The 11,293-nt window shown below is 67.4% G+C and carries 11 protein-coding genes and 1 pseudogene; 5 read left to right on the forward strand and 7 right to left on the reverse strand.

Features of this window, described 5'->3' with window-relative positions; all coding sequences use genetic code 11:
* Positions 1 to 186 (reverse strand): annotated as a pseudogene (locus tag EH231_RS33765) (hypothetical protein); the annotation flags it as partial.
* A 238-nt stretch (positions 187 to 424) separates the two neighbouring features.
* On the reverse strand, positions 425 to 2,701 hold the full coding sequence (aceA, locus tag EH231_RS07635) for an isocitrate lyase ICL2 (protein WP_124712179.1): 2,277 nt from the start codon (positions 2,699 to 2,701) through the stop codon (positions 425 to 427).
* Positions 2,702 to 2,917: 216 nt separating this feature from the next.
* Between aceA and EH231_RS33770 the strand changes: the two genes are divergently transcribed.
* Both EH231_RS33770 and EH231_RS07640 read left to right on the forward strand, forming a co-directional pair.
* The gene (locus EH231_RS33770) at positions 2,918 to 3,079 is read left to right on the forward strand and encodes a hypothetical protein (protein ID WP_164480804.1); all 162 of its coding nucleotides are present in this window, start codon (positions 2,918 to 2,920) and stop codon (positions 3,077 to 3,079) included.
* Positions 3,080 to 3,141: 62 nt separating this feature from the next.
* Positions 3,142 to 3,537: a DUF4267 domain-containing protein gene (locus tag EH231_RS07640; protein WP_090433089.1), complete on the forward strand. Its 396-nt coding sequence runs from the start codon at positions 3,142 to 3,144 to the stop codon at positions 3,535 to 3,537.
* Positions 3,538 to 3,553: 16 nt separating this feature from the next.
* Here EH231_RS07640 and EH231_RS07645 read toward each other — a convergent pair whose 3' ends face one another.
* Both EH231_RS07645 and EH231_RS07650 read right to left on the reverse strand, forming a co-directional pair.
* Positions 3,554 to 4,855 carry a spinster family MFS transporter gene (locus tag EH231_RS07645; RefSeq protein WP_090433091.1) on the reverse strand — a complete coding sequence of 434 codons (1,302 nt, stop codon included), beginning with the start codon at positions 4,853 to 4,855 and terminating at the stop codon, positions 3,554 to 3,556.
* Positions 4,848 to 5,702 (reverse strand): SDR family oxidoreductase, encoded by an 855-nt coding sequence (locus EH231_RS07650; protein WP_170856471.1) that lies wholly within the window; start codon positions 5,700 to 5,702, stop codon positions 4,848 to 4,850. The genes EH231_RS07645 and EH231_RS07650 overlap by 8 nt, the downstream gene beginning before the upstream one ends.
* Before the next feature lie 60 nt (positions 5,703 to 5,762).
* On the opposite strand from EH231_RS07650, the gene EH231_RS07655 reads away from it, so the two are divergent.
* The 3 genes from EH231_RS07655 (at position 5,763) to EH231_RS07665 (ending at position 8,275) form a co-directional block, all read left to right on the forward strand.
* Positions 5,763 to 6,563 carry an SDR family NAD(P)-dependent oxidoreductase gene (locus EH231_RS07655; protein ID WP_090433381.1) on the forward strand — a complete coding sequence of 267 codons (801 nt, stop codon included), beginning with the start codon at positions 5,763 to 5,765 and terminating at the stop codon, positions 6,561 to 6,563.
* On the forward strand, positions 6,560 to 7,063 hold the full coding sequence (locus EH231_RS07660; protein WP_090433095.1) for a nuclear transport factor 2 family protein: 504 nt from the start codon (positions 6,560 to 6,562) through the stop codon (positions 7,061 to 7,063). Before EH231_RS07655 ends, EH231_RS07660 begins: the two co-directional genes overlap by 4 nt.
* A gap of 120 nt (positions 7,064 to 7,183) precedes the next feature.
* Complete coding sequence (locus EH231_RS07665) at positions 7,184 to 8,275, forward strand: DUF7159 family protein (RefSeq protein WP_090433096.1); 1,092 nt, start codon at positions 7,184 to 7,186, stop codon at positions 8,273 to 8,275.
* Positions 8,276 to 8,282: 7 nt separating this feature from the next.
* On the opposite strand, the gene EH231_RS07670 is transcribed toward EH231_RS07665, so the two are convergent.
* The 3 genes from EH231_RS07670 to EH231_RS07680 are packed head-to-tail and all read right to left on the reverse strand — an operon-like array spanning position 8,283 to position 11,181.
* Complete coding sequence (locus EH231_RS07670; RefSeq protein ID WP_124712180.1) at positions 8,283 to 9,287, reverse strand: hypothetical protein; 1,005 nt, start codon at positions 9,285 to 9,287, stop codon at positions 8,283 to 8,285.
* Entirely contained in the window at positions 9,284 to 10,615 is a 1,332-nt protein-coding gene (locus EH231_RS07675; protein ID WP_124712181.1) for a Dyp-type peroxidase, read from the reverse strand. Before EH231_RS07675 ends, EH231_RS07670 begins: the two co-directional genes overlap by 4 nt.
* A 5-nt stretch (positions 10,616 to 10,620) precedes the next feature.
* Positions 10,621 to 11,181 (reverse strand): hypothetical protein, encoded by a 561-nt coding sequence (locus EH231_RS07680; RefSeq protein WP_170856469.1) that lies wholly within the window; start codon positions 11,179 to 11,181, stop codon positions 10,621 to 10,623.
* Positions 11,182 to 11,293 lie beyond the last annotated feature (112 nt).

An 11,293-nucleotide genomic window follows, 5' to 3' on the forward strand; every position in this document is an offset into this window, starting at 1 on the left:
ATCGGACATGCCACGGTAACCGCCGTGGTGATAGCCCTGGCCCGCACCGATCATCAGTCCGCTGAAGAAGATGACGGCAACGATGAAGAGGATCCCGGCGATGATGCCCACCACGGCGGCAGCCTGACCGAGCCGGTTGGGCCGGCTTACAGATTCGTCCGTGTGGGGTTGGGGTGCTTCGGTCATGTCTGCTGCCCTCCTGAACGAATGTGGCTGTGGTCAGTATGTGCCGCCTTGGCGGCTGCCAATAGGGACGTTGGTCCTCAATTTGGGCAGCACGGGTCCGTTGTCAACTGTGCATCGGATTCCACGGCCGGGTGGCGATCAACCCTGCGGTCCACGTGCCGCCGCCGAATGAGCACACGTGCATCGGCTGCGCATCGCACATGCGTCAGTGACGCGGTACGAATTTCCGGCGAAAACCTCAGTCCTCCTTGCGGATCAACCGTCCCAGTGCCTCACGATCGGGTGCCAGCAGTTCATCGATGCGGGCCTGGTTCACATCGGCGACGATGATCTCACCGACCTCCTGGTACACATCGCTGAAGATGCCGTGCGCCTTCATCTTCTCGGTCTGATAGACGTTGTCCTCGGTCGGCGTCACGTAGTAGACGATCTCCGGCTTGAACCGGTGGATCAGCCACACATGGATCAGATCCATCAGGCGCTTCTTGCGCAGCTTCTCGGCGAAGGTGTTCTGGTCGCGCACCGTGAGAATGTTGCGGCCGTGCCGGTCCTTGATCGGGTCGACGACGACGTTGGCCAGCGGCTCCTCGCCATCACCGTAGATGCCGAGGTCGAGCACGTCCGACCCTGCGCGGCGCGGCCGAAGCTGCACGCGCAGATTTTCACCGATCTTGTAGTAATCGCTCCACAGCGCCAGCCACTCCTCGAGCAGCTTCTTGGGCACCTCGGTCTGCACCAGATGTTGGTGTTGCGTGGAGCCTGCGCCCATCGCCTTGGTGGTGGCGGTGCGGCCCGAAGAGGCGGCCAGGGCGGCATCGCTGCGAGGCCCGCCCACCAGGGTTTGCGGTGTGCGATAAGGAGATTCGACCAACCGCATCTTGCGTTGCAGCCGGGCCAGCGCCAGCATGCCCTCCTGCTGCAGGGACGTCGCGAATTCCTCGCACGCCACGCCGTCGACCTGATGGCCGCCGTAGGTGATGAAGTTGAAGACGAACCCCATCTTGCCGAGTTCCGCGGGGAAGGCCCGCATTTCGTCGTCGGTCATGCCGGTGGTGTCCCAGTTGAACGACGGTGACAGGTTGTAGGCCAGCATCTGGTCGGGGAACTCGGCGTGGATGGCATCGGCGAACTGCTTGGCATCGGCCAGGTCGGCGGTCTTGGTCTCCATCCACAGGATGTCGGCGAACGGTGCGGCCGCCAGCGACTTCGCAATCGCATACGGGATACCGCCGCGCACCTGGTAATAGCCCTCGGGGGTCTTGACCCGCTCGCAGTCCCAGGCCACGTCGGCGCCCAGCTCGTGGGCTTTCTCCTGCGCCGTGTACAGCGACGCCCGGGCAGCGAAGGCGCGCCAGTCGGCGGCGCTCATCGCGGCGGGCTCGCCCTCGCGTTCCCGGAATTCCAGAAGCTCGGCAACCGCCTCGCCGTAGGTGTTCAGACCGGCGTCGGCCTGCCACGCCTCGACGAATGCCGACTCGACCTTGTCGAAGAGGGCATCCACCGAGCCGCCGGTGTGGCCCTTGACGGCGTCGGCGATGGTGCTCGTGAGGCCCTGGCGTTCCAGCCAGGCCTCGGCGGTCGCGTACTCGCCGGTAGGCAGCGCGTACAGCAGGTGGCCGTTGAGTTCGGTGACACCGAGGTCGTAGAACCGGCGCACCATTGCCAGGAAACACGACTTGTACGTCGGCACCGAGAGGTTCGTAGCCCCCAGCAGGAATGGTTGATCACGCTCATCGGCGCGGCTGTCGATCAGATTGGCCGCCTCGGCGTCGGTGCGCGCGACGATGATGCCGGGCACGCGCATGATGTCCAGCTGGAATCGCGCGGTGTTGAGCCGTTTGATCTGCTCATCCGAGGGCACCAACACCTTGCCGCCCTGGTGTCCGCATTTCTTGGTGCCGGGACGCTGATCTTCGATGTGATAGCCCGGCACCCCGGACTCGACGAAGCGGCGGATCAGGTTGCGCACATGCGGATCGCCACCGTGACCGGTGTCGGCGTCGGCGATGATGAACGGCCGGTAGTCGACCGCCGGGGTGGCCGCGCGCTGTTCGGGGGTCATCCGCAGCCGCAGATACTGCTGGTTGCGGTCAGCGGTGAGCAGCGCCCGCACCAGCCCGGCTGCTTCATCAGGCACCTGACTCAACGGGTAGCTGGCCAGGTCGGGCCCGGGATCCTCACTGATCGAGCCCTTGGCCGAGGTGGCCCATCCACCGAGGTAGATTCCCCTGATCCCCATCCGTTTCATCACCACCGCCTGGCCAGGCGAGTACGGCCCGAAGGTGGTGATGCTCAGCTTCTGCGCGAACAGGTCTCGAAGGTAGAGAAAGAACTCCGTGGCGGCCTCACGGGCCACCGGATAGTCCGATGGGATCGTGCCGCGTTGCTCGGCGACCTGACGCGCCGAATACAGCCGGGTGATGCCCGCGAACCGAGGGCTGTCGATGTAGGCCTGGGTGGCCTCGACATCCTTCGTGAACGGTGACGTCTCTGCGTTGGCTTCGATGGTGGCCATGGGTTTGCTCCTCTACGAGCTCGGCTTCCTCGATTATCGCGGCGTAGGCGATGAAAGGGACCGGATGCGGAAAAATCGCCGCGATGGCCGGCAGCACCGATGCCACCTGCTTGCGGACAATCTCGAAAAGCTGTGTATTTCAGCCAGTTTGACAAGCGGTTTCGCCGACTTCGCCAACCCGTGGCCGCCGCCTGCGTTCGCCCCTACGATCGGGGCATGCCGAAGCTGACCAAGAAGGTGAAATCGCTGTTCAGTAGGCGTCGGCCGGTCACGCGCGAAGATGCCGCAGAGATTGCCGACTGGCTCAACGAAGGCGGTGCGCTGCATCCCGACGGACCGCCGACGGTCATCGATCCGAATAAGAGCAAGAACGCCTGACACCGGGCCGGATTCGCAGATAACGGGCTTGTCGATTCCGCTCGCCGCCTAGGCTGCACGCCATGTCGATCGACCGGGCCGCGCTGGCCGCCGGTGCCATCCGATTCGCGTCGGGCGTCTCGTTTCTCGTCGACCCGAAGCGGGCCGACCGGTTGTGGGGCGGACGGGAAACACCAGACGCGACCGCGCAGTTGATGTGGCGGTCGATGGGCTATCGCGATGCGCTGATCGGCGGCCTGCTGCTGGCGGCGGGTCTGCGGGGCAGGGACACCCGCGGTTGGTTCCTGGCCTCCGGCGGGGCTGATGCCGCCGACCTGCTCGGCGGGATGGCGGTACACGACCAGCTGCCACGGTCGCAGCAGGTCATCGGCCTCGGGGGAGCCGTGGTCGGCATCGCGGTGGGACTCTGGGGCGCAACCCGCCGCCGTGAGCGCGCGGCAGAATCGGTCACCGGCTAGGTCGATCGACCTCGATCTAGAAATCTGCCTCGACGATGTCGCCGCGGTACCAGCGCGTCCCCATCAGATAGCAACCCATGGCCATCAGCTGCAGCGTCGGCACCAGGATCAGCAGCGCCCGGCCCAGCGCGTGTGCGCCGAGATCAGGGGTCAGCGTGTCACTGATCAGGCCGGTGACGAACGGCCCGACGGCCCCCAGGGTGGCATTGAAGAACAAGAAGATCGCCGAGGCGGTCGCCCGTTGACCGGGTAGCACCAGACGTTGAATGGCTGCGATCGACGGGGCCATGTACGACGTGCCGATGATGTAGCTCAGCGCCAGGAACCACACGCATGCCACCCGACTCTCGACCGTGAACGCCAGCACCGAGGCCGGCAGCAGCAGGGCCGTGGTCAGCACCACGATCCACAACAGCCAGCGCGGATCGCGCGCGGCCAGCCGATCCGCCAGCCGGCCCACGATCAAAAGCCCCAGGACTCCGGCCACCCCGGTGGCCAGGCCGTACTCCCACCCGACCTCACTGAGCGTCATGGACCGGGTCCGCATCAGGAAAGCCGGGGTGAACGTGGTCAGCGAGTACCCGGCGGCCGCGATGAACGCGGTGCCGCCGACAAGTGACAGGAAGCTGCGCTTGCGCAGCAGGGCCCACCACTTGACCTGCGTGCCCGGTTCCGCGGGCGCCGTCACCGGCAGCGACTGGCGGACCCCGACCAGCAGCAGCACCAGCGGGGCGAACACCACGCTGATCACACCCATCACCACGAAAGCCGTTCGCCAGCCGAGGTTGTCGGCCAACAGTCCGCCGCCGATCAGGCTGGCGCCGCTGGCCAGGGGGATGGCGAAGGTGAGCACCGCCAGCGGTGCCGCGCGATGCTGCGGGGCGAAGTTGCGGGCCACGTACGCATGAGCGGCCGGGGTGCTCCCGGCCTCACCCACCGCAACGCCCACCCTGGTGAGGGCGAGCTGAAAGCCGGACTGCACGGCACCACCGAGCATGGTCATGGTGCCCCACAGCGTCAGGCAGGCCGCGACGACCGCGCCATACGTTCCGCGGTCGGCGATTCGCGCCACCGCGATGCCGAGCACCGCGTACACGATGAGGAAGCCGAACCCGTTGATCACCCCGATCGCGGTGTCCGACAGGGCGAGGTCGTGCTTGATGGGCTCGGCCAGCACCGCAGGCAGGAACCGGTCGACGTAGTTGAGGGTTCCGACCAGGGTCAACAGTGCGACCGCCGCCCACGCCCGCCGCGGCCCGTGCCCGTCGGCGGCTGCGGACGGCAGGGTGGTCAATGGCGCCTGGCCGGTCTCACCCATGCCGGACGCCGCGCGCGAACCGCCACAGGTACTGCGGCAGACGCCGTACCGGCACGGACTTCGGCCAATCCCGGGGACGGAAGAAGGCGTCGGAGCCTCCGTCGACGAACACCACACTGCCGCAGAGGAAATCGGCCGAGTCCGACAGCATGAAGCAGATCCAGTCGGCCAGATGGCCGGCGTCGCCGTAGCCACCGATGGGCACCGGGAACGACCGTACGGCGCGGCCCTCGCGCGGATCCGCGAGTTGGGCCTCGAGCAACGGCGTCAGGATCGCCCCCGGAGCCAGTGCGTTGAGCCGGATCCCTGCACCGGCCCACGCTGCGGTGACCGCATTGATCCGCAGCCAGCGGCTGACCGCGATCTTGGAGGCCGCGTACATGATGGCCGACCCGTTGCGGCCCAGCAGCCGCAACGAGCGCACCGCCTTGTCGGTGTCACGCGCCAACAGCGCCCGAATGGTCCGGCGCGGAACGACCGGTACGGTTGTCGTCGAATTACTGGCGATCACAACGACTTTGGCGCGGTCCGCGGCGGCCAGTGCCGGGCGCAAGGCATCCAGCAGCTCCACCACGCCGAGGAAGTTGACCTCGGCGATCAATCGGTTCCGGTCAGCGCCGGATCCGGGACCCAGCCCGGCGGCCAGCACGGCCCCATCGAGCACCCCGCCGCACGCTGCCAACACGCCATCGGCCGCTGCCCGGCGCCCCTGCGGGGTGGACAGATCGGCCACCACATCGCCGGACGTGACGTCCACGCCGACCACGGTGTGCCCGAGTTCTCGCAGCCGTTCGGCGGCCTGCAGTCCCATGCCGGATGCGGACCCGGTAACCGCGTATGTGCCGATGATCGCCTCCTTGCGGCCCGATCGTGGGCCGGTCCGGCGGCCAAAGATAGCATCCGAGACATGACCGACCTTGCCAAATACGGGCCGTGGGCCGTAATCGCCGGCGGCTCCGAGGGGGTCGGCGCGGAGTTCGCCCGGATGCTCGCCGAGGACGGGTTCAACCTGGTCCTGCTGGCGCGGAAAGCCGGTCCGCTGGAGGTCACCGCGCAGCGCTGCCGGGACCTGGGCGTGCAGGTGCGCGCCGTGGCGGTCGATCTGGTGGACGATGCGTCGACCGCGCAGATCGCCGAGGCGACTGCCGACCTGGAGATCGGCCTGCTGATCTACAACGCCGGGGCCAACACCTGCAGCGAACGCTTCCTGGATGCGCCGCTGGCCGATTTCCAGAAGGTCGTCGACCTCAATATCACCAGGATGATGGAGTTGGTTCAGCACTTCGGCAGGCCGATGGCCGCACGAGGCCGGGGCGGAATCCTGCTGGTGGGTTCACTGGCGGGCTACGCGGGGTCGATGCGGCACACCGTCTACGGCGGGGTGAAGGCGTACGGCCGGCTGTTCGCCGAGAGCCTGTGGCTGGAGTTGCGCGAATACAACGTCGACGTGCTGGAGCTGGTGCTCGGTGTGACCCGTACCCCGGCGATGGAACGCGCCGGCCTGAACTTCGAGGCACCGGGCATGCGGATCAACGATCCGGCCGAGGTCGCGCGGGAGGGGCTGGATCACCTCGGTGCGGGGCCGGTGCACGTGGCGGGCGGCAACGCCAAACGCGCCGAGATGAACAGTGCGCCGGACCGGGCGCAGGTTGTGCTCAAGTCCGACGCCGCGATCCGCAACCTGATCAATCAGCGGGCGCCGCAATGACATCCGAGCTCGCTGCGCTCGAGGCGCGGCTGCGCCGACTCGAGGACGAACGCGACATCGCCCGGTTGATCGCGTCCTACGGCCCGCTGGTGGATGCCGCGGACGCCGACGGGACCGCCGCGCTGTGGGCGACCGACGGTCGCTATGAGGTCGAGGGCTGGGCGATGGCCGGCCGGGCAGACGTCCACGCGATGGTCAGCTCGACATCCCACCGCGCCCTGGTGGCCACGGGATGCAGTCACTTTCTCGGCCCCGCCGTGGTCACCGTCGACGGCGACACCGCGGTGGCCGTGTGTGAGTCGCTGGTGCTGGTCCGCCGCGAGACCCCCGACGACGGGTCCAGCGAGTATGGGGTGTGGCGGGCAACGGCCAATCACTTCGAGCTGGCCCGCATAGACGGGCGATGGCAGATCAGCCGGCGTTCCAGCCGCCTGCTCAACGGCGACCCGGCAGCACACCGGCTGCTGACCGCCGGTGTGGCCGGAGAGCCAGCGACCTGACCCAGATGAATTCTCGGTGCCCAGGCGGTTACCGATCTCTCCTCCGAGATGCCGATGCGGCCGGGGCGACTTACGCTCGTCGCGGTCGGGTGTCAGCCGAGGGGAATCGAGGTCGCAGGGGTGAAGACAGTGCTGGGGCTGTCGGTGACTTCGCACGGCATCGCCTGGGCGCTGGTCGACGGCCGCTCGACGGATGTCACCGCGCTCGATGACGACGCTTTCGAGGTCGACGCCTCCGATCAGCTGGCCGACCGCGTCGCTGCCGCTGCCCGCAGTGCACAGGCCATCGCGGCGACCAGCGGCCAGGACGTGGCCGCGATCGGTGTGACCTGGCACGGGCCCGACGGTGCCGATACCAGCGACGAGTTGGCCGAACTTCTCGATCTTCTTGCCGCCGCGGGGTTCGACGACGTGCGCGTGGTTGCCGGGCAGACCGGCGCCGACGACCTGGACGAGGACGAGGCTCAGGTGCGCGACGCCCAGGCCGCCGCACGAGCTGTCGCGACCAACGCGGTCGCCGCCACATCCAGACTGCCCCGCTACCGCCCGCCGGCCCCGTGCAAAAACCGGGCGGCACGGGTGGTGGCCGCCGCCGCGGCGACGGTTGCGGCGGGCATGCTGACGGTCGGCTCACAGTTCACCGCACCCGCACCGGTCCCGGCCGGCGACGAGGGGGACATCACCGCGGCGGCCCCGGCTCCGCGGCTGGTCACCGTCGCCGCACCCCGACTGTCGGAACGTGCGGTGCCGATGCTGCCCACCGAGGAGCCCGTCCAGGTGCAGGTCGCCGAGCGGGCCGAACGGGCACCGGTCGAGCAACCGGCGGAACCGGTCGTGGCCGCACACGTGACGCCCGCCGAGCCGGTTGCTCCCGTGCAACTCGCCCAGCCGGTATCCGTGGTGCAAACCGCTGGGCCCCAAACGGTTCCAGTGGTTCAGATGGCAGTCCCGGCGCAGGCGCCGGTCGCGTCGAACATACCGACGCAGCAGCCGGCCGGAGTCCCCGCCGCGCACCTGCCGGCTGTCCAGCCGCAGCTGCCTGCAGCCGAAGCCCACATCGCGGCCGATCCGTCGCCGGGCCCCACGTCGGCCCCCACTGCCTTGTCGGTACCCGCCCCAGCACTGGCCCCCGCGCCTCTGACGGCCCCCGCGCCGGCCCCCGTACCTCCACCTGATCCCATCAGCGGATGGCTGCTCGCCGCGATGCCGTAGCGCGGGGTCAACCCATCGTCGCCAGGTTGTTCCAGAAATGCCTCAGACTGCCGGTGCCGCCGAACAACGTCGTGAAGTTGGTGGAATCGACCAGGACGATATCGCCGGCCCGGCCGGACGCCGGGGGCATCCAGATCAGCGCGTTGAACTCGGCGTTGCCCGCCTCGGTGAACGGATGCGGCCGGGTGGGGTCGACGAGCTGGCGTCCCAGCACCCGCAGGGCGTCGCTTTCCGGTGCCGTCAGTTCGTAGTGCGGCAGGTGCGGATGGAAATTGAAGGTGCTGACGTCGGCGAGCAATCCAGGGGAGTCCAGATCGCGCAGTGCCGTCAGCGGTGCGATCTCGGTGGTGCCCTCGACGACGGCCGGACGCAGCCCCCACACGTTGTGCACCGGGACGTCGAGCGCGGCCATCAGCGAGCGGGTGTACTGGCCGAAGCGCTGTTGCCGTGGTACCAGCGGATCTCCGTGATGCAGGTACTCGACCTGGCGCCGGCCGAAGTCGTCAGTGTCACCGACGTCGTGGTGCGGCGCCAGCAGCAGGCAGGTGCCCTCGCGCTGTAGCCAACGCCGGATCGCCGCGATCTCGGCCGGGTCGGCCTCTTGTTCCGACAGGATGTGGTCGAGGCCGAACACCATCAAGGTGTCGCAGTCATCGAGAACCCGCTCGTCGATGGGGAGCCGGTAGCCGGCCTGATCGATCCGCTGGAACACGGCCACCGGATGCCCAGTGACCTCACCTGCCAATTCCTGGAAGGCCAGCGTCGAACGGTGGAACAACTCCAGCGTGCCGGCGATGCCCTGCAGGAAGGAGGCGGCATCGTATTCGGGCGTCTCGTATGCCGGCCACAGCACGTTGCGGACTTCGGTCATGGTGGAGAACCGGTTCTCCATGGCCGCCGGATCGCGTTGGGCTTCCCAGGGGTAGCTCCAGGTCCAGTAGATGCTGATCCGGCGGTGCCCGTCGTGAGGGCGGGGAATGTGCGTCTGGTTGTACGTGCGGGCACCGGTCATGAGGCCGCCTCTCCTTCACCGGTGGCCAGATAGCGCAGTCCCGACATGCCCGGCAGGAAGAAATACGCACCACCCCGAAGTGTGGTGAAAGCTGGAATCCCCTTGTGTACCTTACGTATCGGCCGCTTGGGGACGGTGAAGTCCAGGGTTCCGTCCTGCGTGCCGCAAATGGGGTCGTGCTCGTTGCCCAGCTCGTGGAACGTCTTGTCGTTGATCCAGACGTTCTGGGCGAACTCGAACTGGCGCACCAGGTCGGCGCAGATGATGAACGCCGCGATACCCCGGTCCGCTCCGTCGTCGGGTGCGTCGTCCGGTAGGGCCGGACCGTAGGTGGCGCCGCGCCGGATCATCCGCCGCCGGTTCATGTAGTGCGCGGTGTCGCGGGGGTTGAGCCGGCGCGCGTGCGACCCCAGGGGGCAGGCGTAGCCGAAGGGGTCCATCTCCTTGTAGTTGAAATCGTTGTTGCGCAGGGGATCCGCGCCGAGCTCGGGATCGTCGTGGTCGGGTGCCAGCACCAGGGGAGCGCCGCTGCGCCACCGGCCCATGAACTTCGCCGCCAGTAGTTCCTCGGCTTCCGGCGTATCCGACCGCTGGCGAACGTACTCCCGGAACAGCGTGACGTGTTCCTCTAGCCGGCGGTAGGCCATATAGCTGCCGTTGCGCGAAAGTACCTCCGGTTGAGGAAGATTCGGTATAGACCCGTCCTCGTCGGGATAGCCGAGGATGAATTCGCCGGGCTCGAGCGGGTCGCCCGATCCCGGTGTCGGCTCTTCCCCGGAACCCTTCATCACCGGCTGGGACAACCGGTCGCGGAATCCGAAGTGATCGTGTGCGTAGTTGAACGGCGGCGTCGCGTTCAGGTCCAGATAGGACAGGCTGCGCACGCCGGCGGTTCTGTCGAGCAGTTTGTCGTGCTCCTCGATGGAGCGCCGGCACTGCTCTTCGGTGCGTGAGAACAGGATCGCGATCGCATGAAGATCCTCACCGGCAAGACCGCCCAACCAGTGTTCGGGTGCGGCCTCACCGGTGTCCCCGAGGATCGTGGCACGCTGCGCCATGCCCTCCCGGAACGCGGCCGGGAAGGTCGCCAGCGACTCCTCGCCGACACCGAGTGCCCGCAGTCCGGTCCAGGTGAACGCCAACGTGACCCAGCGGTCGGATTCGTCCATGGTGGATACCGCCTCGGTGGCCGAGGCCACCTTGTCCAGCAGCTCGGAGAGCCACGCCCGGCCGCCCTCCGGGGTGTCGAAGGTCAGGAACTCGTAGCGCCCGGTGATGGCCGGGGTGCGAGTCAGCAGGATGTGCTGGATCTCGTCGAACTCGAGCACGGCCGCTACTGCATCTGGTCGAGCATGGTGGAGAAGGCGGCCTTGAGCCGCAGTGCTTTCTTGATCTCGTCGGCGGTCACGTACGGGTACTCGCCGTACTCCAGGAAACTCGGGACCTGGTGGGCCCGGACGAACTCGATGAATGCCTGGGGGTTCTCCTTCCAGTCCTCGGGGAACCCCTCCAGATTGGTGAAGACGGTGGTGATGCCGGTGGCACTGAACAATTGCACCGCGTCCTCGGTGTACTTGTCGAAGTCGGTGTCGAAGATGCCCTGATATTGGAAATGCAGTCCCGAGCCGACGTCGAAAAGTACCCAACGCAAATAATGCAGCCGCAGCGGCGCCAGCACCTCCGGGCTGGCCGCGATCGCCTCCTCGATCTGTTTTCCGTATGCCCGCACCGCATCTTCGCGGCCTTCTTTTACCTTCGCGATGATGGAAAAGCCGTGGCAGGCAGGGGTTCTCGGGTAGGTGGGCCCGTACCGGCCCGGCTCGAGTTCGAAATAGCCTTCGGGCGGGATGGCCATCGCGGCCGGCTTGCTCCAGACAGGTTCGGTGGCAGTCAATTTGGGGCCCCCTATACGCTCTCGGATAACGCGGAACGCTAGCACTGTTGCAGGCCCGTGAACGGCGATTGTGTTGACGCGCCATTAAATTTGCCGCGCATTTCTCGGAAAA

Origin of the sequence: Mycolicibacterium nivoides (genome assembly GCF_003855255.1) — a bacterium.
In the GTDB taxonomy this organism is placed as follows: domain Bacteria; phylum Actinomycetota; class Actinomycetes; order Mycobacteriales; family Mycobacteriaceae; genus Mycobacterium; species Mycobacterium nivoides.